A 22,333-nucleotide genomic window follows, 5' to 3' on the forward strand; every position below is an offset into this window, starting at 1 on the left:
GCCGTACTCCTCAGCGCAGGTCGAACTCGCCGTCCCGTGCGCCCAGCACGAAGGCGCGCCACTCGGCCTCCGTGTAGCGCAACACCGTCCCGGGGTCGGCGGAACTCCTCATCGCCACCGCCCCGTTCGGCAGGTAGGCGATCTCCACCCGGTCCTCGGAGGTGCTGCCAGGCGCACTGAGCCACTCGACATCCGAGATGTCGAGGGCGTACAGCTCTGCCTTCTCTTTGGCGTCAGCCATCGGTGGAGATTCCCTTCACATACCGCGGACATCCGTCCGCCCGATGGTGACAAGTCTGATCCACCGCGCTGGCCGCGGCAATCGAACACGGAGAACCACCGGGGAGAGACGCACGGTGAGCCGACGTGGCGTCAGTCCATCCGGCGCGCCCCGCCCAGCAGCCCCGTCTCCACATCGGTGGGATGTGTGGCCACATAGAGCCGCGAGCGGCGGTTGCACCACAGGGTGACCCCGTCCGGCAGTGTGGACAGAGACTCGACGTCCGTGGTGGGCAGCCCCATGATCTTCCCCACCTGTGCGGCCTCGTCGGGTGAGACCCGCTGTACGCCGACCAGCTCGGCGTTCTCCATCAGCCGCGGTGCGACCGGGCTCAGATAGGGCAGCAGCGTCATCACCGACTGCCAGGGGGCCGCGGACACCCGGCCGCGCGGCGGCCGCATACCCGCGTCCCGGATCACCAGCACCGGGCTGCCGATCGACGCCCCCTGTGGCGGCACCCGGCCCACGTCGTGGAGGGTGATGCTCTCGTGGCCGCCGTTCGCCGCCTGGGTCAGCGCGGTCCACATCTGGCGGCGGCCGGTCTCGACGGTGACCCGCGCTCCCGTGGCCACCGCGCGCAACCCGATGACCTGCGCCGTCCACAATCCGCCGACCAGCAGGATGTTGAACGGTGTCGGACGGTGCAGACCGAGCACCGCGGGCTGGTCCCGGGCGCCGATGCCGATCACCACCCCGTCGTCGCCGACCGGCAGCGCCAGTGCGTCGAACTGCTCCGGGGACAGCTCATGCGGCTGCCGCCGGGGCCCGATCAGCCCGAAGCCGCGCCGCATCCTGCGGGGTGCGGGGGCGGTGGCCGCATCGCCCGCGCCACCGGGAGCGGGGGCGGGGGCCGGTGTGGTGCCTCCGTACGGGCCAGGGGCGCCGTAGGGGGCGGTCGTCGGCGTGGCCATCAGTGGGTCCCTCCCAGGGGCAGAGTGGCGAGGACACCGGGCACCTGCTCGCGGTCCAGCCGGACCAGCCCAACCCGAACCCCGCGCGTGGCGCGCTGCAACTCACGCCGGATCTGCACCAGTTCATCGGCGCTGCGCCCGGTGATCCGGATATGCCCGCTCACCGTCGGAGCGTGCCGACCGCCCTGGGTGCCCCCGCGGCGCAGGGTGAGGCTCAGGGTCGTGGCCAGCGCGGGCAGCGAGGTCAGCAGCGCGGCCAGATGGGGAAGCGGGGCGGCGCTCGGCCCCAGCTGCGGCCAGCGGCCCACCCAATAGGTGGTGTGCCAGCGATCGTCGCAGCGCCAGGTGCGGGAGCTCTCCACGGTGCGCCGCGAGAGGGTGTTGGTCTGCCGGGCCTGGGCCGTCGCCACCGGATTGACGCTCGCGGCAGTGGAGATGGCCGCGGTCAGCGCCTCCTCCGTCAACAGCGTCACCCCGAAACCGGCCCCCTGCAACCGGCTCGCCAACTGGTCGGCCGTGCGCAGCACGCAGCGCTGCGCACCCGCCAGACCGCCGCCGCGCGCCTCCACGGCCTCCGGGCACAGCTCCGGGTCGAACTTCAGCGCCACCCAGGTCAGCCGGGTGGACGGCGCGCCGGTGTGCTCCTGCAAGGGCCCGTAGTTGCGCACCGCTACCGCCTGCGCGGGCAGATGGGGCGCGGGCGCGGTCATCGCGTGCTGCACGACCTGCACCGACTCCAGCAGGATCCCGTCCACGTCCAGGGCGTCGCGCAGCAGCGCGAGCGGCAGCGGGCGCTGGGCGCGCTGGGGGCGCAGCGGCGCGTCCACCGCCTCCACCTGGAGGACGGCGGTCAGGAAGGTGCCGTCCCCGACCATGCCCACCGCGCGGCGGTCACGGTCGGTGTACGTGTACGTCCGCAGGGCGGGCTCGCATTCGACGACGGGCGTGAAGCCCGGGTCGGTGCCCGCGTCGACCGGCTGCGACGCGCGCCGCTGGCGGCCGCGCAGCGCCAGGGCCGTGGCCAGCCACTCCGGGATCGGCTGCTGGTGGCGGCTGACCACGGCCAGCAGCACCAGCACCACGCCCACCACCGCCGCGGGAACCAGCATCAGTTCGTCGATGACCCAGGCCACCAGCACGATCGCCGCGGCCACCTCGACGAGCACGAGCTGTTGCAGCCGCAGCGGGCCGAGGCTGCCGGGGCGGGCCAGCGGACGCGGCGTCACCGTGCTCGGGGCGGCTCCCGTGGCGCCCCCCGCGGCCGGGGGAGCCGGGGCCGGGGCCGGCGCACCGGCCCCGCCCGCTGTGCGCCGGCCGGACGCGCTCCTCGCGGTACGTGCGCGCGTTGCGGCAGCCATCCCCGTCAGCCCCTTACAGTCCGAAACCCGCCCCAACGGCTCGGTCGTTGCTCTTCCCCAAGAGTGTCCCCGAGCACCATGAGTCCATTGACTACCGGCATAGTAGAGGGTCGGTACGAGACCCGGTCCGAGGGCAGGCCACCTGACTACCGAGGCCGAAAAGCGGGGAGAAGCGGCTAAACATGGCATCACGGCGGGATGAACTCAACGCCTATATCTTTGCGAAGAAGCGGACAGTCGCCGCCTTCTTGCAACCGACGCCGAGCGGCACCGAGGAGGGCGCTCCGCGTCCGCTGCGTGCGGTGCTCCCCGGGGTGGTGGTCGGGGCCCTGATCCTCGCGGGATTCGGCGCCTGGGGCATGTTCAAACCGGTGGCCCCCAAGGGCTGGGACGACGTCGCCTCGCATGTTGTCGTCGGCAGCGACTCGACCACCCGCTACGTCGTGCTCAAGACCGACGGCAAGGTCCAGCTGCACCCCGTCCTCAACTTCGCCTCCGCCAAACTCCTGCTCGACCCCGACAAGTCGAGCATCGTCAAGGTGAAGGAATCCGAACTCGACAACGGCCACATCCCACGCGGCCCGACGATCGGCATTCCCTACGCCCCGGACCGGCTGCCCCCGGCCGACGAGGCGATGAAGCAGAAGGAATGGGCGGTCTGCGTACAGCCGGGCGGGAACGGGAAGACCACGCAGAAGGCCGTCTTCCTCTTCTCCGATCGCGACCCCAAGCTGAAGAAGCTGCACGGCTCGCAGGCGCTCCACGGTGGTCAGGCCCTCTATGTGGAAAACAAGGACGGTGACCGCTATGTCGTCGACCCGAAGGGCACCAAGTACCTCATCGGCGGCGGGGACCTCAAGAAGACCTCCCCGTCCGCCTACAACCTGATGCTGCGCACCGTCTTCCACGACGGTGACAAGCCCCAGCGGGTGACCGACGACTGGCTCGCCACCTTCCGGAACGGCAAGCCCATCACCTTCCCGGACATCCCGGGCACCGTCGCCGCCGATGCCGGAGTGCCCAGCCTCGGGGAGAAGGCCAATCACATCGGCATGGTCCTGGAGGCCTCGACGGGCACGGGCAAGCAGAACTACGTGGTGCTCAAGGGGAAGGTGCAGCGCATCTCGCAGTTTGTCGCCAAGCTGCTGCTCAGCAGTACGGAGCTGAACGATCTGGGGCAGAAGAACCGCCCGGAGCAGGTGCGCCCCGGCTCCTTCACCTCGGATGGGGAGGAGTTCTACGGCGATTACAACTGGCCCGACGAAATCCCCGCCCAGGCCAATTCCGTCGACCCGGAGCTGGGCAGCAGCGCCCGCGACACCAGTTGCAGCATCCTGCGCGGAGTCAGCGCGAAGGGCGAACCCAGGATGGCCACTTGGGCCGGCCGTGATTTCCCGGCCACCATTCCGGACGGTGCCACCAGCGCCTACGTCAGCCCCGGCTCCGGAATCCTCTACCGCCAGATCAAGGGCCACGAGGTCAATACCGGCTCGGTGTTCCTGGTGACCGACACCGGACTTCGCTATGCCGTCCAGGTCAACAACGACAGCGATTCCGGGAAGTCGAAGATCGGCGCCGATCCCGCCGACAAATCAGCGGCCGGTGCGGCTCAGCAGAACGCCGAGGAGGCCAAACAGCGGCTCGGCTACAAGGAGGTGGATCCGGTGAAGGTGCCCGACACCTGGTCCGAGTTCCTGCCCCGTGGGCCGCGGCTGGACAAGAACAGCGCCCGGCAGCCGCAGGGGTCCTGAGGTCATGAGGAATCCCCAGCGCAGGTGGCGCACCACCCGATCCCTGGCCCTGTCGGCCGCGGCCTCCCTCACGGCGCTGACCGCCGCGAGCGGCCCGCTCACGCCGTCCCCGGCAGCCGCCACGTCCCTGGCCGGCAACGGCGAGTGCACTTATCCCGCCAAGCCCATAAAGGGCACCCCCTGGTCGCTCCAGCGGGTTGTGCTCGACCAGCTGTGGCAGGACACCAAAGGCAAGGAGAAGAACGGCCGTCCCGTGAAGGTCGCCGTCATCGACACGGGCGTGGACAACACCAACGACCAACTGAAGGACGCCGTCGACACCAAGCTCGGCACGGAGGTCCTGCCTCCGAAGAAGAAGAAAGAAGACCGGATGGAGAAGGGGAAAAAGGGCAACGGCACCGACGACCTGGTCGGCCACGGCACCAAGGTCGCGGGCATCATCGCCGCCCGCCCCCACCCCGATACCGGATTTGTCGGTATCGCTCCAGCGGCAAGGATCATTCCGATTCGCCAGAACGACGAAAAGGGATCCGGTACGACCGACACCATGGCCGACTCCATCGGCAAAGCGGTGAGGGCGGGCGCCGCGGTCATCAACATCTCCCAGGACACCGCCAAACCGCTCCGGACCAACAACAGGCTGCAACGCGCCGTCCGAGATGCCCTGAAGGCGGATGTCGTCGTGGTCGCCTCCGCGGGGAACGACGGCGTCGACGGAAAGCTGCGGGAGACCTACCCCGCGGCCTACGACGGAGTCCTCGCGGTGGGTGCCTCCGACCGCAACAACGAGCGCGCGGCCTTCTCCCAGTCCGGCGACTTCGTCGATGTGGCGGCGCCCGGCGTCGAAATGGTCTCCACCGTTCCCAAAGGCGGCCAATGCGTCGACAACGGCACCAGCTTCTCCGCCCCCTATGTCGCGGGCGTCGCCGCCCTGATCCGGGCAAAGCATCCCCGGTGGACGCAGAACCAGGTCGTCACCCAGATCGAGCAGACCGCCGAACGTTCCATCAACGGTCATGACTCGCGGGTGGGTTGGGGAGTAGTCGACCCGGTCCGCGCCCTCACCGAGGACGACGAGGCCATCGACCGCGTCACCCTCGACAAGGACGCCGCCGCCGACGTCGACTCCCCGGACGCCGCCCCCCTCCCGGTCGGCGAGACCCCCCAGGAACACAAGGAACGCCTGGCTACATATGTCTTCGGCGGCGCGGTGATCCTCGTTACCGTCGTCGCGGGCCTGGCGACCGTCCTCAACGAGCAGCGGCGTCGGCGAGCGGCGAAATAGGTATGCGTACTCAGGCCCGGATGTGGTGTGCTCGGTAACGTTCGCCGGGGCGGGGGACTGTTACGGAACTGTCGAGCGGGCAAGGCTACTTGGGAGTTGGGGTGTCCACGCCGAGTGGCTAGAGTGCTGTAGGACGTCGTTGGTGTCATACGGGGTACGGGGAGGAGCGGCGTGGGTCAGAAGGATGACCACGGGGCTGGGTCTGAGCCTGAGTCGCCATTCGGCAAGAGGCTGGCCAAGCAAGCGAACACGCTTACCGAGTTCAAGAATCGCCTCGACCAGGTGCTGATCGCTCTGGAGAAGTCTCCCGCCGGGAATAGGAACCTTTCGGAACAGTCCATTACCAGGGACGCCTACAGTTCGACCTCGCAGAAGTTCGACTCGGCCGACGCCCTGGCCGAGCTGTACGAGACGATCCACGTCAAGCTGGAGACCTTCTCCAAGACCTTCGGTGACCAGATCGAGGCGTTCGGGCTATTGGGCATCGTAGCGGAGAAGGGCCTCGACGGCTTGGACGCGGAACAGGCCCGTCGGTTGCGCGAGATCCGGACGCGAGCGGAGGAGCACTACCGTCACCCCAAGGCCCAGAAGCCTGGCGGAAACGACAGTGATCAAGCTGAAGACGACCCGTCGTGAGGGGGAAGATGTAGATGGCTAAAGGCGGCTTCGACGGCCTGAGACTCCCGCAGCTGTTGGCCATGGTTGCCGACGCGGATCCGGCCAAGCTGGTGAACGTAGGGGCGGCGGTGTTCAGCGCTGCCACTCCCCTCCACGACCTTGCGGACGAACTGCTGGCTCACACCAAACGACCGCAGTGGGAAGGCGAAGGCGCGGAAGCCTTCCATGCGTACAGTGAGAAACTGGTCAAGCAAACCCGAGTCATGGCCGAATACACTCAACTCGTCGGTTTGAACATGTGGGTGGCAGGTCAGGGGCTGTACGGGGTCCAGTCGGGAATGCCCCGCCAGAAGGAGTGCGATCCCGATGACTGGAAGCCCAAGTTGTCGAAGGAGAAAGAGGAGGAGCGCCAAGAAGCTCTCCGGCTCATTGACATGCTGGACTCGTTCTACAGGGTGAGTCACGACAGCATTAGTGACCTTAAGGAGCCGAATTTTCCGTTGTTGCCAGCCGACGTAGGCGGCGACAGATTCGGCGTCGATCAGACCCCTGGCAGTGGTGGAGGAGGAAACACCTACGCCGCCACGGGCGGAGGCGAGGGCGGCGTCTCCCCGAAGTCATTCGCCAGTATTCCCCACTCGTCCGGCCCCGGGAGCGTCACGCCGATTAGCCACCCGGGTGTCGGTAGCAACGGTGAGGTCGGCTCGGGCGTCGGTGCGGCCGGTCCGCAGGCGACGGGCACGAACGTTGACTCCACGGCGCCGCCCATCGATCGCTCCATCGAGCGTCCGACCTTGCCCACGACACCGCCCGTTGGCCCGGAGCAGCGCACCCCCGGACCGGGCCCCTTCCCCCTCCCTGGCCCCGTGGTGCCAGGGACCGGTCGTGTCATTCCCCCGGGGCTTACCCGCACGCCGAACGTCCCCCCGACTCTGCGTGGAGGGCCTCCGCCTGCACCCGTTGGGCGGCCCATCGGAACGCCCCCAGGGCCGACGGGTCGACCGGTAATCCCTCCGCGGATCGGCCCCCAGGACGGCATTACCGGGCTGTCCCGTCCACCGCGCGGCCCCGTGTCCCGGCTTCCGCAGAGTCACGTGATCGGTGAAGAGCGACCCCTCATGGGACGAAACATGATGGGCGGGGGGTACCACCCCCTCAACACCGGACCGACCACCCCCGGCACCAACGGTCCCGGTCGACGCCTTGCCTCCGAGCGCGGTGGCATTGTCGACCGCCCGAACGGGAAGGGGCCGACGAACGGCCAGCGCTTGCCGCGGACCACGGTCGTGGGCGAGGAGCGCGGGATGCCGGTACGCGGTCCCATGGGGACGGGGACGCAGCCGGTCACCGGAGGTACGCACGGTCCTGGTGGTACCGGTGCCCGGCGCGTCTCTTCGGAGCCGGGAGGGGTTACCGGCGGCCCACGTGTAACAGGCAAGGGCCGGTCTGAGTTCACTCCCGGAGGATCGGGCCTGGTGCGCAATACCCAGACACCGGGAATGCTTCCGCCTCGAGCCGGAGCGGCCCGCCCTGGTGACCGGCAGGACCAGAACGGCACTAGGCCCGACTACCTTCAGGAAGACGAAGAGACCTGGACCGGAGGGCGGCGAGACACTGTCCCGCCGGTCGTCGACTGACACGTCAGCCACTGGTGCAAGGCCGAGGAGAGCACTCACCCATGCCATTTCGGAACTATGGAGCGCACCAGCGTTCCTTGTCGGCTCTCGCCTTGTTGGGGGCCAGCCTCGTGGCCATGAGCGGTCTTGCACCCGTGGCAGTCGCGGAGGACATCAGGTCTCAGCAGTGGCACTTGGAGGATATGCAGGCCGAGCAAATGTGGAAGGTGAGTAAGGGTAAGGGAGTCACCGTCGCTGTTATCGACTCGGGGGTCGACGGCTCTCTGCCCGAACTGCGTGGTCAGCTGTTGAAGGGAATCGACGCGTCCAGCAAGGGCACAAATCCACAGCGGGACCCTGATGGGCATGGGTCGAATATGGCGGGGCTCATCGCTGGAACAGGGGCTGGGGGCGGCATGCAGGGCTTGGCTCCGGAAGCCAAGATTCTGCCGATCAAGGCCCAGTTGCTCGATATGCGCACTGAATCGTCAGGGTCAATTATGGCGAAGGCGATTCGCTACGCTGCTGATCACGGAGCGAGAGTTCTAAATATCTCACTGGGGGCTCCCGGAGAGCGCTCGTACTACGCCAAGACACAGGAGGCTGTGAACTATGCGCTCAAGAAAGGGAGTTTGATCTTTGCGGGCGTTGGGAACGACCGGAACAAGGTAAATCTCCCTGCCTATCCCGCATCGCTCTCCGGTGTTGTGGGCGTGGGTGCAATAGATCGTCATGGCAAGGCCACCAAGTTCTCTACGACTGGTGACTCCGTGAGCCTTGTGGCGCTTGGTGAGGAGATCGTCGAGCGCTGTGAAGAGACTCAGGGTACGTGCACTGGTCGCGGTACGAGCCAAGCCACCGCCCTCGCTTCCGCCTCCGCCGCCCTCATCTGGGCCAAGCACCCCAAGTGGACCAACAATCAGGTCCTCCGGGTCATGATGCAGACCGCGGCGAAGCCCGTGTCCGGGGACATTCCGAGTGATTACATCGGATACGGATCCGTTCGTCCCCGTAAGGTCCTTCTGGACGGCGAGGGTGATCCGGGTCCCGCCACTACCAATCCGTTGCTCGCCCGTGAGGGCGCGACGAAACCAAATCCCTCCTCTTCTGCGTCTAGGTCACCGGACGCTGGATCAAAGAAGCACTCCTCCGGCTCGGACTCGGGCAAGCAGGGCGCCCAGAAGCCCGACAAGGAGACCAAGGCAAGCGACGGTGACGACGGCGACAACACTGCACTCTGGATCTCTTTGGGAGCCGGTGTCGCCGTTGTGGTCGGGGGCGCGGTCGCCTTCGCTGTGATGAGGCGGCGCCGTGGTGCCCTATGACGGTGTGGGCGAAAGGCGAGGGGTTGCCAGTTCGACCTACGGTAGGTAGGAATTCAGTGGTGAGTTGAAGCAGTACCCCATCCCAACTCGCCAACACTTCATGGGGGAAGGCGGAACATGTCGGGCACTCAGCGGATTAGCGACGCAGCTTTCAAGAAGTTCGAGACCGACCTCGGTCTTGTCAGCCAAGGCCTCTCCACAAACCTGCGTACCCTGATCAACGCCGTCGCCACAGTCGAGTCGGCGTGGACGGGTCAGGCTGGCATGAAATTCAACGAGAAGCAGACCGCTCTGAACGCGGACCACGAGGCATTGCGCCAGTTGATCGTCCAGATTCACGAGGCGGTGGAGCTCACCCACCGGTCCAGTGGCGCGAACGACGGTGAGATCGCCTCCATGCTGGGCAGGATCGACGTCAATGGCTCCGACGCGGGTGGCGGCCTCGGTTCCGGTAAAGACGGTCTCGAGCCGGGCAGCAAGGTCGACAAGTACTGATCCGCCCGGGCGCGACACGGGCGCTCGGCGTGGACACAAGGCTTTGAGCATGATCAAGACTTCACCAGAAATGGGGGCATAAATGTCCGGCGACCCTATGGACATCAAGGTCACATACGCTTCACTCCAGGACACCGCCGGTGACCTTGATCGAGGCGCTGCGGCGGTGCGCCAGCAGATCGATGACATCCTGGCTGCGGTCAAGAAGGTGACCGCCGGCTGGGAGGGCGAGGCTCACCAGATGATGCTGGCGGCCGAGAAGCAGTTCCATGCTCGAGCCAACCACATCGAGACCACGCTCAAGGATGTCGCGGCCAAGGTCCGTAATGGCAGCATGGACTACCACAGCACGGACAAGAGGAACGCCAACCTCTTCAGCGACATCTCGTTCTAAACGATTGCGCCACCCCGTTCGTCTTTTGCCTGCGGCGGGCTGCTGGTTCCATTCCTCCCCTGCCTCCCTTTCCAGGGAGGCAGGGGAGGAATCCCCATGACCAGGCGGCCTACTGCTCGGGCAGCCACCCGAGCTGAGTCAGCGGAATCCCGCGCTTACGGGAGACGAAGTAGCCACGGCCCGGCGGCATCGGCCGGGGCCGGACCCCGCCCAGAAGGTCACCTTCGCTCGGATCGCCGGACAACACCATGCCCTGGGCGCCGAGTTCCTTCACCCGCTGCATGAACGACTCGAACATCGAGCGCGACGAACCGGCCGAGCTACGGGCGATGATGAACCGCATCCCCACATCGCGCGCGAACGGGAGATTCTCCGTCAGAACGGCGAGCGGATTGCCGCTGGTGGTGGAGACCAGTTCGTAGTCATCGATGATCACGAAGAACTGGGGACCGCTCCACCAGCTGCGGTCGCGCAGCTGCTGCGGGGTGATATCCGGCTTCGGAGCCCGCCGCTCCATCAGCCCGTTCAACGCGTTGGCGTGGAGCTCCAGGGCCGAGGCGATCGGCGCGTACTCCAGCAGATGCGAATCCGGGATGACGCCGAGCAGCGAGCGGCGGTAGTCGCCGACCACGATCTTGGCTTCGTCCGGGCTGTACCGCTCGGTGATCTGCTTCGCCATCAGTCGCAGCAGCGCGGTCTTGCCCGATTCGCTCTCACCGAAGACAAGGAAGAACGGATCGGTCTCGAAGTCGACGAAGACCGGCTCGAGGTTGGTCTCGTCGATACCGATCGCGATGCCGTGCTGGGGCTGCTCGAACCCCTTGGGGAGTTCGTCCGCGCGCAGCCTGCGCGGCAGCAGCCGGACCCGGGGGGCCTGCGGACCGGTCCAGGCGGCGTTCGCCGCGCGTACCAGTTCGGCCGTCGCGTCCGTCATCGTCTCGGGGTCGGCGCCGCCGTCGATCCGCGGCTGGGCGCCCATGAAGTGGAGCTTCTCCGGGAGCTGACCGCGGCCGGGGACGCCCACCGGCACGTTCGCGGCGACCTTACGGTCGAACTCGGAGTCCATCGTGTCACCGAGGCGCAGCTCGAGCCGGTTGAGCAGCTGGTCCTTCAGGGACGCGCGGACCTCCATATTGCGGGAGGCGGTGACGATGACGTGGACGCCGTAGCCCAGACCGCGTCCGGCGATATCGGTGACCACGCCGTCCAGGATGTCGTACTCGGCCCGGAAGTTGCCCCAGCCGTCGATGACCAGGAAGACATCGCCCCAGCCCTGGTCGGCGTGGAGCCCGTTGGCCCGCTGGCGGCGGTAGGTGGCGATGGAGTCGATGTTCTGGGAGCGGAAGTACTCCTCGCGGCGGGCCAGGATGCCGGCGACCTCCGCGATCGTCCGCCGCACCTTCTCCGGGTCCAGACGTGAGGCCACCCCGCCCACGTGGGGGAGATCGGCGACGGTGCTCATCCCGCCGCCACCGAAGTCGAGCCCGTAGAACTGGACTTCGGCCGGGGTGTGGGTGAGGGCGAAAGCCGCGATCAGGCTGCGCATCAGCGTGGACTTGCCGGACTGCGGACCGCCGACGACGAGCATATGGCCCGCGGCGCCGGAGAAGTCGCGGTAGAGGATGTCACGCCGCTGCTCGAAGGGCTTGTCGATGAGGCCGAGCGGGACGACCAGACCGCCGGGTCGGGCGTAGCCCGCCGACTGGAGCCCGCGCTCGGCCGAGGGCGCCAGCGACGGCAGCAGCTCGTCCAGCGACGGGGCCTTGTCCAGCGGCGGCAGCCAGACCTGGTGGGCGGGCTGTCCCTGGCCCTCCAGACGGCCCACGATGACGTCGAGGACCGTCTCGGCCAGCGCGTCGTCCTCGTCCGGCCGGGCCGAGGCGGAGGCCAGCAGGGCCGCCGGATCGGGGGCGGCGTAGCTCACCGGCACCGGCGCGGCGGTGAAGAGGACCGGCTTGCGCTCGATGGGCAGCGTGGCGCCCTCGACCTGCTGCGTGGTGCCGGTGCGGTACACCCCGGAGACATACGCCGCCTTGAAGCGCGTCATCTCGTCCGTGCCGAACTTCAGATAGCCCGAACCGGGGATGGACGGCAGGTGGTACGCGTCCGGAACGCCCAGGACGGTACGGGACTCCGCCGCGGAGAACGTCCGCAGACCGATCCGGTACGACAGATAGGTCTCCAGACCGCGCAGCCGCCCCTCCTCGAGACGCTGCGAGGCCAGCAGCAGGTGCACACCCAGCGAACGGCCGATCCGGCCGATCTGGATGAACATGTCGATGAAGTCCGGCTTCGCCGTCAGCAGCTCGCTGAACTCGTCGATCACCAGGACCAGCGACGCCAGCGGCTCAAGCGGGGCACCGGCGGCCCGCGCCTTCTCGTAGTCGTGCATGTTGGCGTAGTTGCCCGCCGAGCGCAGCAGCTCCTGGCGGCGCTGGAGCTCACCGGTGATCGAGTCGCGCATACGGTCGACCAGCGTCAGGTCGTCGGCGAGGTTGGTGATGACCGCGGCCACATGCGGCAGTTCGGACATCCCCGCGAAAGTGGCGCCACCCTTGAAGTCCGCCAGGACGAAGTTCAGCGTCTCCGAGGAGTGGGTGACCGCCAGGCCCAGCACCAGCGTCCGCATCAGCTCGGACTTACCGGAACCCGTCGCGCCCACGCACAGACCGTGCGGGCCCATACCCTCCTGGGCCGCTTCCTTCAGGTCCAGCATGACCGGCGAGCCGTCCTCGGCGATGCCGATGGGCACCCGCAGCCGCTCGGCCAGCGACCGTGGCCGCCAGGTGCGGGACACATCGACCGAACCGGCGTCGCCGAGGCCCAGCAGATCGGTGAAGTCGAGGTTGGCGAGCAGTGGTTCGTCGTCGTCGCCGACGCCCATGCGCAGCGGGGCGAGCTGCCGCCCCAGCGCCTCGGCCGACTCCCTGGACAGCGTGTCCGGGACGCCGTCGTACTCCGCGACCTGGGAGAGCAGTTGCAGTTTGCCCGGCCGGACCACGATCGACAGACCGCCGCGCGGCTCCTCCAGCTCGCCCGTCACCACCTCGATCACGGTCACGCCCTGAAGGCCCTCGGCCGCCGCGAACGCCGAGTCAGGGGGCACGATGCCGCCGTCGAGGACGACGACCACATGCGGATGGTCCAGGGCGGGCTGGGCGTCCCGGCTGAACCGGGTCCGGCCCTCCAGCCGCGGCTTGAGCAGCTCCTCCAGCTCGGCCAGCGAATCACCGAACAGCCGCCGGGAGCCCGCCCCGTCGACCGCGCCCGCGATCTGCATATGGGGGAGCCACTTGGTCCACTCCCACTGCTCCGCCGACGCGCGCGCCGCGACCACCGCGATGACCAGGTCCTCCGGCGAGTGCAGGGTGGCCAGTTGGGCGACCAGCGCCCGTGCCGACCCGTGCACGCTCTCCGGCACCCCGGAGACGGTGAGGTGGTAGAAGGCGCGCAGCGACACCGCCATCGGCATGCCGTCCAGCGAGCCCTGGGCCGCCAGGAACTGCTGCATCGCGCCCGCCGTCAGCGGTTCGAGGTCCTCGATGGTGGCCGTGTCGGGGGCGATCAGGGGCGTGGCGAGCTGCTGCGCGCCCAGCCCGATCCGCACCTGACCGAAGTCGTCATCGCTCAGCCGCCGTTCCCACACCCGGCTGCCCTCGGCCACCACCGACCACAGCTGGTCGGGGGAGGGGTGCAGGTAGTACTGCGCGCTCCGCTGCAAACGGGCCGTCTTCCGCACGGTCCGGCGGGTCTGCGCCAGGTACTTGAGGTAGTCGCGCCGGGTGTCGGCCATCTGGCCCTGGGAACCCCGCCGGTACCGCATGATCATCGCCACGGTCATACCGAGCGTGGAGAACATCATCATCACGCCCATGATCTTCATCATGGGCGCGGCGCCCGGCATGAAGAAGTAGACCATCGACGAACCCATGCCGAGGGTCGGCAAGAGCTGCATCAGCATGCCCTCTTGCTGCCCCCGCGGCAGCTCCGGGGGCGGTTCGAGACGGAGTTCCTCGGTCGGCACCTCGGGCGGCAGAGCCCGTGGCTGGCGCTTCACGACGACCTGGCTCACCGGATCCCTCATCCTCCACACGGCAGGGACAGTTCTCGTCCGGCACCCCCGTGGCGACGGCCTCCCTCCGCGAGTCAGCGATCCTATCGACGTATCAGCGTGATGGCCCGGGTAGGGTGGCCGCCGCGCGCATCATCGAGCGAGGCAGCAGACCGAACAAGGGGGCCCTGAGGGTGAGTACGTCCGCTACGACCGGATTCTGCCGAGTCACTGTTGTCGCGCCCGACAGCCGCATCGATGTCGCACTCCCCGAGGACGTCCCCGTCGCCGACGTCTACCCCGAGATCCTCCGGCTGACCGGTCAGACCCAGCCCGCGGGCGCGCCCACCGGATACCACCTGGTGCGGCGCAACGGCACGGTGCTGGACAGTTCGCGCTCGCTCGTCGCCCAGCAGGTCCTGGACGGCGAGCTGTTGTCCCTGCGGCCGTTCGCCGAATCGCTGCCGCCCGCCGTCTACGACGACGTCTCCGACGCCATCGCGTCGGCCGTCACCCGGGACCGGGCGCTGTGGCGGGACGGCTTCCTGCGTGCCGCGGGCCTGGCCGGCGGCGCGCTCCTCCTGGTCCTCATGGGCTTCGTGCTCTGGTTCGCCGATCCGCTCCGGCACGATATGCACGGGCTGCCCGGCATCATCGCGGGCTCGGTGGGGCTGCTGCTGACCGCCCTCGCGGGCGTACGGGCGCGGGTCTACGACGACCGCGCCTCCGCCGTGGCGCTCGGCCTCGGTGCCCTTCCGCATCTGATGATCGCGGGCTCCGGCCTGCTGGCCCTGGACAAGGGCGAGGGCGTCGGCCGCCTCCAGTTCCTGCTGGGCTGCGCCACGGTGCTCATCGCCTCCGTCGCCCTGGTCGCCGCCATGCCGCGGGGTGACGCCCCGTTCGTCGCGGCCGTCTTCGCCTCGAGCGTCGGCACCCTGGCCACCTTCTGCGCGATCCTCACCGAGACCGGCCCCACCGAGACCGCCGCCGTCTGCTCGGTCGTGGCGATCGGCGCCATCGCCTTCCTGCCCGGTCTTTCGGCGCGCGTCGCCCGCCTCCCCATCGGCTACGCCCCACCCCACGCGGCGGCCGACGAGACCCTGGACCCCGTCACCCCGCACTCCGCCGAGCCGCTGGACGCCGAGCGGGTGGCCACCCAGGCGCGCCGGGGGCACGAGATGCTGCTGGGCCTGGTCGGCGGCTGCTCCGCCGTCGTCGTGGGCTCCTCCGCGGTCCTCGGCTTCTCCGACAGCATGTGGGGCCAGCTGCTGGCTCTCGCCGGGGGACTGGCGATGCTGCTGCGGGCCCGGCTCTTCCGCTACACCGCGCAGGTCGTCTCGGTCCTGGGCGCGGGTCTGGTCGCCCTCGGGCTGCTGGTGCTGGGGATGTCCCTGAACCCGCCCGCCGACGCGGTCCTCAAGCTGGTCACCGAGAACGACCGCGGTCCGCTCGACGTGCGCACGATCTGGCTCGCCGCGGCCGTGACCGCGGGCGCCGCCCTGCTCGTCGCCATCGCCCTGATCATTCCCCGGGTGGGCGTCTCCCCCTTCTGGGGACGTCTGTCGGACCTGGCCGAGAGCGCCTTCCTGCTCTCCCTGGTGCCGCTGTGCCTCGCGGTGCTGGACGTCTACAGCTCCGCGCGGAGCTTGACCAGTGGCTGACATGGCACCCGGCCGTCCCGGGCAAGGCGGGGCGCGCGTGTGGAACCGCTGACCACGGACGACCCGCGGCGGCTCGGCCCCTACCACCTCATTGCGAGGCTGACCCAGGGGACGGGCGAGATCACGGTGACGGCCCGGCAGTTCATCGCGCGCAGCGCGGGCGGCGCCAGAACGGTCGTACTCACCACACCGCTGCCGGAGGTCGCGGATGATCCGGCCGGTCGCGGCCGCTTCCTGGCGGAGGCGGAAACGGCTCGTCTGCTGGCCGCCGGCCAACTCCCCGGCTGGCTCGCTCCGATCGTGGAACTGGCGGGCGACCCCGCGGAATCACCGTGGAGCGCTACCCCCTACGCGCCGATGCTGCCGCTGCCCGCCGCCCTGGAGGCCCACCGCGGCCCGCTGCCGCCCGCCACCGTGCGCGCACTTGGCGCTGCCCTGGCCGAGACGCTGGCAGGGATCCATACCGCGGGCACCGCTCATGCGGGTATCGCGCCGGACACGGTGTTCGTGGCGGGCGACGGGCCGCGCCTCGCCGGATTCGGTGCCGTGCGCGCGGCTGGTCCGGACGGGGTGACCCGGGCGGAGCTGCCGGGGGTGGCCCGCGCCTTGCTGCCGCCGGAGCAGCTTGCGGGCGGGCGGCCGCGCCCTCTGGGCGATGTCTTCTCGCTGGGCGCGGTTCTGGCGTACGCGGTGACGGGGCGACCGGGGCCGGACGTCGACACGCTGCCGGAGGAACTCAGGGATACTCTCGGCGCCTGTCTCGCTCCTGACCCGGCGGACCGGCCAACGGCTCAGGCCCTGCTGGACGCATGGGCCGGTGGCCTCGCACCGCGGGTGAACCGACCTGCGGTCGGTATGCCCCCCGCGGGCTGGAGCGCGACCGTACGGGACCGCGGCGGGGTGAGCCCGGCCGCGGCGCTGTTGGGGCCGGGGTGGCTGCCGGGGCGGGTGATCGCCGCGCTGTCGGAACAGTCCTCGGCGGTACTGGACGCGGAAGTCGACACCGCGCGGACACCCTCCCCGCAGGAGACGGATGCGCCCGCGACGCCTGACAACGGTGGGGAGCCACCGCCGTCCACCGGGCCGTCACGGCGCGGACTTCTCGTCGGTGCCGTCTGCGGCACCGCGGGGGTCGCGGTGGGTACTGCGGTCACCTGGACCGCGACGGCGCCCGACGACCCGCCGCCCGCGACGCGTGCCGAGCGCCTCGCCGCCGCCCACCGCTCTCATCGCCGTCTCAAGGGCACGCCGCCCAACCCTCGTTGGCGGTACGACGTCACGGGAGCGGCACCCGCGTACGCGCCCCTCGTCTGGCGGGACAGGGTCGTGATCCTGACGGGGAGGACAGCGGTCCATGGGATCGATCTGCGCACCGGCAGGCGGTTGTGGACGCGCGACGGGCTCCGCCCCGCCGGAACGCCTTGGGCGGCTGACGCGGAGACGCTGCTCGTCCCGGGCGACGGACTGGTGGTGCTGGACGCGCTGACCGGTCGGGTGCGTTGGCGCAGCAAGGACTACCGACGCGACGCCCAGGCCGAGTTCGGGCGGGTATTGGCCGTGGACCGGTCCACTGTCTGGTTCACCGTGACGGTCGACCGAGGAAGGAGTGGCGACCGTCATGCCGCGGTCGCCTTCGACGTCGGTACGCGGCACGAGGCATGGCGTCGCACCCTGCCCGGCGGATTCACCGAGGGGCACCTGCTCAACGACGCGTTGGTCCTCATGGGCGGTGGCGGCAAAAGCGGCAGACAAGCCATCGCCTTCGCCCGCGAGAGCGGGAAACGGCTCTGGCAACGGGTGTACCGCGGCATGGGGACGGAAGGGTTCATCACCAGTGACGGAACCAGCACGCTGGTCGCGGCCGCCGCCGACACCCTACGGGGTTTCGACCTGGTCCACGGCAGCCGGGGCGTGTGGTCCCTCCGGTCGCTCAGCAAGGACGCCGACGGCCATCTCGCGGACTTCGGCCTGCCGTACGTTCACAGGAAGACGGCTTACGTCGCCGACGGCGGCTACGCGCTGCACGCCGTCGAAGCCCGGACCGGCACGGTCCGCTGGCAGCGCGCCTACGACTTCACGGGGAAGATCGTGGCGGCCTCGGACACTCCCGACACGATGGTCAGTCCGTCGGGACGGAGGGTGATCTTGACCAGTGACACCGAGGTCGACGCCTTCGACGCCACGGACGGCGCCTTGTTGTGGCGCTTCCTGGACGTCGGCGAAGGAGGGCCGCGGCGACGCAGGGTGGCACTCACGGACGACACGGTGGTCGTGGTGGACGGGCGTGGCATCTACGCGCTGCCCATGGACTAGGGAAGGACGCATGACCGACCAGGACGGACCCTCGCGGTTCGGCTCGTACCGTGCCCTCGAAACCCTGGACGTCCCGGGCCACGATGGGGACGCCCGGCGCTGCCTCGCACGGGACGACCGGACCGGCCGCGTGATGGTCCTGACGTTCCCGCACGCGTCGCTCGCGGGGGACGCAGGGTACGCGGTCCGTTTCCGGGCGGAGGCCGAGAACTCCCGGCGGCTCAGGGGACGTTGGGCGGCGTCGGTCGTCGATGTCGCCCCGGCCGGAGCGGCCCTTCCCTGGATCGCCCACGACTGCGTCCCCGCGCTGACGCTGCCCGCCGCGCTCGCCGCACACGGCGGCCCGCTCCCGGAGCCCACCGTGCGTGCCGTGGGGGCGGCGCTCGCCGAGTGCCTCGCGGCCGCGCACGCCAACGGCCTCGTCCACGCGGGGATATCGCCGGGATCCGTATGGCTGACATCCGATGGCCCGCGGCTGACCGGTTACGGACTGGCCCGCGCGGCCTCGGCGGACGCCGGACACCGTGCCGGGATGCCCCACGGCGTCGTCCCGTCGGCCCTGCCGCCCGAGTGGCGTACAGGCGAACCGCCCAGGCCCCAGGGCGACCTCTACGCGCTCGGGGCGGTGCTGGTCTACGCGGCGACGGGCCGGATCGACTCCGGTTCCGACGCCCTGCCGCGTGGCCTGCGCGACCCGGTAGCCGCCTGCCTGGCCCCGGATCCCGCGGACCGGCCGGAGCCCGGATCCCTGGCCCGAGTGTTGGCCACCGGAGCCACGGGGCTGCCGGAAACCGTTCGCGCGGCCTTGGCGGCACAGGCGGCGAGCCACCCGGTGACGGTGCCGCTCGTGCCGTCGGCAGCCTCGGAGCCGGCCGGAAGTCCACGGCGCTTCTCCCGGCGCGCTGTCGCTGTCGGCATGCTGTCCGGTGCGGCCGGGCTCGCCTTGGGAGCGGCCGGGGCTGGCGTTGGCAGGGCGCTCGCCGATGACCCGCGCCGGCGCCGACCGGTTCCCCGGGTCCGCGGAACGGCGCCCGCCCCGCTGTGGCGGCGGACGCTCGGCGAGGACCCTCAGCTCCCGCCGTTGATCTGGCGCGGGAACGTCTCTCTCCTCGTGGGCGAGAAGTCGCTGTCGGCGGTGCGCCTCCAGGACGGCAAGCAGTTGTGGAGCCGGGACGACCTGTGGCCGATCGGCGACCTCACCCTGCTGGGCAGTGGCCTCTTCCTGAGGTCGTCGGGCACCGAGTTCTCAGCTGTCTCCGTCCGCACGGGCAAAGTCGTGTGGACCGAGAGGCGGTATGACGGTTCTGGCCGCCACCCGCTGTTCAGAGTGGCATGGGCGGCCGAGGGGCACACGCTCTGGTTCCTGGCCTTGAGGGTCGTGGAAGGGAAGGAACAGGGGCAGGTGGTCGTCGCCTACGACGTCGCCCGGCGCCGGGAGCTGTGGCGCGCGGCAGTCCCGCACACGAGCGACATCAAGTTCTCCGGACAGGGCGTGCTGCGCGGGGGTGCCGTGCTCGTCCCGGGCACGCGGGACACGTTGTCGGAGAAGCCGTGGTCCTACCTCGCGCTGGACGCGCGGAGCGGCCGGAAGCTGTGGACGCGTAGCTACCGGGGCGTGAGCTCCGACACCGAGGCCATCAGGACGACAGCACCCGGCGACCTCTTGATCTCCTACGACCGGAAGCGAGTCCAGGCGCACGACATCTCAAGCGGTGAGCGGCGCTGGCGGTTCACCGCCGGGGGTTACTTCTACAGGTCCCCTGTCGTCCACGGCCGGACCCTCTTCACCACCGACGAGCACGGCAACACCTATGCGATCGACACCCACCGGGGTGAGCAACGCTGGCGGCGCGGCCCTGCCCTCACGCCCCTCGACGCCAGGAGCTCCGGCGAGACCGTACTGAGCCATACGGGACGCACCGGGTTCCGACGTAACGACTCGGAGATCGAGGCGTTCGACACGGCCGACGGCTCACCCCGCTGGCGCTTCGCGCCCGTGGGCTCCGGACAGCGGGCCGGTGGGCTCAGCGGATACCTGACCAGCGCACCAGGAATGGCCGTCGTGGTGAACGGTGCGAACCTCTACGCCCTGCCCGTGGACTGATACCGATGCCTCATCCCCTCACTCATGACGACCCCTCGCGTATCGGGCCCTTCGTACTTGTCGCCCGCCTCGGCAGCGGCGGAATGGGCACCGTCTACCTGGCCCGCTCCTCGGGCGGCCGCACGGTGGCACTCAAGACCATGCACGCCCGGTTCGCCGCGCAGCCGGAGTTCCGCACCCGCTTCCGGCTGGAGACCGACGCCGCGCGCGTCATCGGTGGCCAGTACGGCGCGCAGGTCGTGGACGCCGATCCGCTGGCGGACACCCCCTGGCTCGCCACCGCCTATGTCCTCGGTCCGCCGCTCGACGACGCGGTGGCGCTGTGCGGCGCCCTGCCCGAGCCGGCCGTACGGTCTATCGGCGCCGCCCTGTGCGACGCGCTGGGACAACTCCACCGGTCGGATGTGGTGCACCGTGACCTCAAACCGTCCAACATCCTGCTGACCGCGACCGGTCCCAAGGTCATCGACTTCGGCATCGCACGGGCGGCGGGTGACGACCGGCTGACCCGGGCGGGCGCGGCCGCGGGAACGCCCGCCTACATGTCTCCGGAACAGGCGACTGGCGGTGAACACACCGCCGCCGGTGAGGTGTTCGCCCTGGCGGGGGTGCTCGTGTTCGCGGCGACCGGACGGCCGCCGTTCGGGACGGGGCAGCCCGCGGACCTGCTCTATCGGGTGCGCTATGCCGAGCCCGAGCTGTCAGCGGTCCCTGAGGGATTGCGCCCCGCGCTGGAATGGTGTCTGTCGAAGGACCCCGGGCGGCGGCCGAACATGGCGGAGCTGGGGTCCCAGCTGCGGCAGGGTACCGGCGACGTGGTGGACCACCTGCCCGACGTCGTACTGGCGGATATCGCCCGACGCGGCGCGGCCGTTTGGGAGGTGCGGACCTCCCGTCTTGCCGCACCGGACACCGAAGACATGCCCACCGAGTCCGCCGTGGCGAGGACGCCGCATCCGGCTCGGCGCAAACTCATCGTCGCCGGAGGGGGGCTGCTCGCCGCCGGAGGCGCTGGCCTGGCCTGGGCCCTGCGCGACGGTGGCGGGGAGATGACCGCCGGCTCCCCGCATCACGGTGCGGGCTCGCGCCCCACGGGAGCGCCGCGCCCGGCGTGGAAGACAACCGGGGGCAGCAGCGTGTTGGACGCCCGCCTGCTGCGGGTGGGTGAGGGGCTCGCCATGGTCTCCGAGTCCGGGCTGCGCTGCTTCGACGCACGGACCGGCAGGCGCCGCGGAGTCAACGACGAGCTGGTGACCGACTCGGACGTGGTCTCCGACGGGCGCGGGCTGTTCGCCCTCGACAATGGCTCCTCCACGCTCCGCATCGTCCCCGTCGACTTCGCCACGGGCACCATGCGGTCCCCTCTCGCCACACTGCGCGGAATCGCCGGGCTGGACGCCAGGTTCCTCGCGGCCACCGGTTCCGCGCTGATCGTGGAGGGGAAGGCACGCGGAGGCTGGGTGCGGGTAGCCGTCGACCCCGATACGGGGCACGAGTTGTGGCGCCGTCGGATGGCCACCCCGGGGGACGACGAGATCGTGGCCACCCCGGTGGGAACGTCGGGACTCATCCGGACCCAGGGCGAGCAGGTCACCCTGATCGATCTTGACAGTGGGGCGCCGCGCTGGACAGCGAAGGTACCCGAGAAGCTGACCGGCGGCCTGTCCGTGGGGGCCCGGCACGCGGTCTCCGCAGGGTTTGTGTTTCTCGGCAGCTGGGAGCTGATGGCCTTCCGGCTCTCCGACGGCAAACGCGCGTGGACCTTCGGTGCGGGGCGGACGTCCGGGGCGGGGGACAAGCCCGGGAGACAGCACTACGGACCCCCCGTCGTTCAGGGCGGCGTGGTCTATTCCGCGGAGCGCGGGCGGGGCCTCGTCGCCGTCGACGCTACGAGTGGGCGCCTGATGTGGGATCTGAAGAGGGGCGATGGCCCCGTGCTTGACTTCGGTGCCACGCCCGCTGCGGACGGGGACTACGTCTACGTCTCACCTGACAACGACAGTCAGTGGGCCACCGCGATCGACCACCGCACCCACCGCGTGGCGTGGACCTTCCAGAGCCCCTTGGGAGTTCAGGGCGCATCCTCCCCGACGCTCATGACGCACCCCCGCGCCAAGCGCCTGATCATCGGACGCGGCGACGCCGTATGCGCCCTCCCGCTCCCCTGACCC

14 protein-coding genes are annotated in these 22,333 nt (G+C 69.8%); 10 read left to right on the forward strand and 4 right to left on the reverse strand.

What is annotated here, in order from left to right:
* Positions 1 to 10 precede the first annotated feature (10 nt).
* The 3 genes from AB0C66_RS05755 to eccE form a co-directional block, all read right to left on the reverse strand.
* Complete coding sequence (locus AB0C66_RS05755) at positions 11 to 241, reverse strand: DUF397 domain-containing protein (RefSeq protein WP_254745047.1); 231 nt, start codon at positions 239 to 241, stop codon at positions 11 to 13.
* Positions 242 to 372: 131 nt separating this feature from the next.
* Positions 373 to 1,191: a hypothetical protein gene (locus tag AB0C66_RS05760; RefSeq protein WP_362433192.1), complete on the reverse strand. Its 819-nt coding sequence runs from the start codon at positions 1,189 to 1,191 to the stop codon at positions 373 to 375.
* Complete coding sequence (gene eccE / locus AB0C66_RS05765) at positions 1,191 to 2,549, reverse strand: type VII secretion protein EccE (protein ID WP_362433195.1); 1,359 nt, start codon at positions 2,547 to 2,549, stop codon at positions 1,191 to 1,193. The genes AB0C66_RS05760 and eccE overlap by 1 nt, the downstream gene beginning before the upstream one ends.
* A 182-nt stretch (positions 2,550 to 2,731) precedes the next feature.
* On the opposite strand from eccE, the gene eccB reads away from it, so the two are divergent.
* The 6 genes from eccB to AB0C66_RS05795 all read left to right on the forward strand — a co-directional run bounded on the left by eccB (position 2,732) and on the right by AB0C66_RS05795 (position 10,033).
* Entirely contained in the window at positions 2,732 to 4,300 is a 1,569-nt protein-coding gene (eccB, locus tag AB0C66_RS05770; RefSeq protein ID WP_362433197.1) for a type VII secretion protein EccB, read from the forward strand.
* A 4-nt stretch (positions 4,301 to 4,304) separates the two neighbouring features.
* Complete coding sequence (gene mycP, locus AB0C66_RS05775; protein ID WP_362433200.1) at positions 4,305 to 5,585, forward strand: type VII secretion-associated serine protease mycosin; 1,281 nt, start codon at positions 4,305 to 4,307, stop codon at positions 5,583 to 5,585.
* Positions 5,586 to 5,756: 171 nt separating this feature from the next.
* On the forward strand, positions 5,757 to 6,221 hold the full coding sequence (locus AB0C66_RS05780; RefSeq protein WP_362433202.1) for a hypothetical protein: 465 nt from the start codon (positions 5,757 to 5,759) through the stop codon (positions 6,219 to 6,221).
* 1,735 nt (positions 6,222 to 7,956) lie between these two features.
* Complete coding sequence (mycP, locus tag AB0C66_RS05785) at positions 7,957 to 9,144, forward strand: type VII secretion-associated serine protease mycosin (protein ID WP_362433205.1); 1,188 nt, start codon at positions 7,957 to 7,959, stop codon at positions 9,142 to 9,144.
* Between the two features lie 117 nt (positions 9,145 to 9,261).
* Complete coding sequence (locus AB0C66_RS05790; RefSeq protein ID WP_362433207.1) at positions 9,262 to 9,639, forward strand: hypothetical protein; 378 nt, start codon at positions 9,262 to 9,264, stop codon at positions 9,637 to 9,639.
* A gap of 82 nt (positions 9,640 to 9,721) precedes the next feature.
* Positions 9,722 to 10,033: a WXG100 family type VII secretion target gene (locus tag AB0C66_RS05795; protein WP_362433209.1), complete on the forward strand. Its 312-nt coding sequence runs from the start codon at positions 9,722 to 9,724 to the stop codon at positions 10,031 to 10,033.
* Between the two features lie 109 nt (positions 10,034 to 10,142).
* On the opposite strand, the gene eccCa is transcribed toward AB0C66_RS05795, so the two are convergent.
* Positions 10,143 to 14,105, reverse strand: a complete 3,963-nt coding sequence (gene eccCa, locus AB0C66_RS05800) for a type VII secretion protein EccCa (protein ID WP_362433212.1) — start codon at positions 14,103 to 14,105, stop codon at positions 10,143 to 10,145.
* A gap of 173 nt (positions 14,106 to 14,278) precedes the next feature.
* On the opposite strand from eccCa, the gene eccD reads away from it, so the two are divergent.
* Genes eccD through AB0C66_RS05820 form a run of 4 tightly spaced genes read left to right on the forward strand, consistent with a single transcriptional unit; the run spans position 14,279 to position 22,330 of the window.
* Positions 14,279 to 15,745 (forward strand): type VII secretion integral membrane protein EccD, encoded by a 1,467-nt coding sequence (eccD, locus tag AB0C66_RS05805; RefSeq protein ID WP_362433214.1) that lies wholly within the window; start codon positions 14,279 to 14,281, stop codon positions 15,743 to 15,745.
* A gap of 39 nt (positions 15,746 to 15,784) precedes the next feature.
* Positions 15,785 to 18,058 carry a PQQ-binding-like beta-propeller repeat protein gene (locus AB0C66_RS05810; RefSeq protein ID WP_362433217.1) on the forward strand — a complete coding sequence of 758 codons (2,274 nt, stop codon included), beginning with the start codon at positions 15,785 to 15,787 and terminating at the stop codon, positions 18,056 to 18,058.
* A 10-nt stretch (positions 18,059 to 18,068) separates the two neighbouring features.
* On the forward strand, positions 18,069 to 20,162 hold the full coding sequence (locus tag AB0C66_RS05815) for a PQQ-binding-like beta-propeller repeat protein (protein WP_362433219.1): 2,094 nt from the start codon (positions 18,069 to 18,071) through the stop codon (positions 20,160 to 20,162).
* Positions 20,163 to 20,167: 5 nt separating this feature from the next.
* A complete protein-coding gene (locus tag AB0C66_RS05820; RefSeq protein WP_362433221.1) occupies positions 20,168 to 22,330 on the forward strand; it encodes a serine/threonine-protein kinase in 2,163 nt (720 codons plus the stop codon).
* Positions 22,331 to 22,333 lie beyond the last annotated feature (3 nt).

The organism is Streptomyces sp. NPDC048636 (genome assembly GCF_040650655.1).
Taxonomy (GTDB): domain Bacteria; phylum Actinomycetota; class Actinomycetes; order Streptomycetales; family Streptomycetaceae; genus Streptomyces.

What these genes read in the sequence shown, in the direction of transcription:
- AB0C66_RS05755 (WP_254745047.1), bottom strand. Translation starts at nt 241, where the DNA reads ATGGCTGACGCCAAAGAGAAGGCAGAGCTGTACGCCCTCGACATCTCG.
- AB0C66_RS05760 (WP_362433192.1), bottom strand. Translation starts at nt 1,191, where the DNA reads ATGGCCACGCCGACGACCGCCCCCTACGGCGCCCCTGGCCCGTACGGA.
- eccE (WP_362433195.1), bottom strand. Translation starts at nt 2,549, where the DNA reads ATGGCTGCCGCAACGCGCGCACGTACCGCGAGGAGCGCGTCCGGCCGG.
- eccB (WP_362433197.1), top strand. Translation starts at nt 2,732, where the DNA reads ATGGCATCACGGCGGGATGAACTCAACGCCTATATCTTTGCGAAGAAG.
- mycP (WP_362433200.1), top strand. Translation starts at nt 4,305, where the DNA reads ATGAGGAATCCCCAGCGCAGGTGGCGCACCACCCGATCCCTGGCCCTG.
- mycP (WP_362433205.1), top strand. Translation starts at nt 7,957, where the DNA reads ATGAGCGGTCTTGCACCCGTGGCAGTCGCGGAGGACATCAGGTCTCAG.
- AB0C66_RS05790 (WP_362433207.1), top strand. Translation starts at nt 9,262, where the DNA reads ATGTCGGGCACTCAGCGGATTAGCGACGCAGCTTTCAAGAAGTTCGAG.
- AB0C66_RS05795 (WP_362433209.1), top strand. Translation starts at nt 9,722, where the DNA reads ATGTCCGGCGACCCTATGGACATCAAGGTCACATACGCTTCACTCCAG.
- AB0C66_RS05815 (WP_362433219.1), top strand. Translation starts at nt 18,069, where the DNA reads ATGACCGACCAGGACGGACCCTCGCGGTTCGGCTCGTACCGTGCCCTC.
- AB0C66_RS05820 (WP_362433221.1), top strand. Translation starts at nt 20,168, where the DNA reads ATGCCTCATCCCCTCACTCATGACGACCCCTCGCGTATCGGGCCCTTC.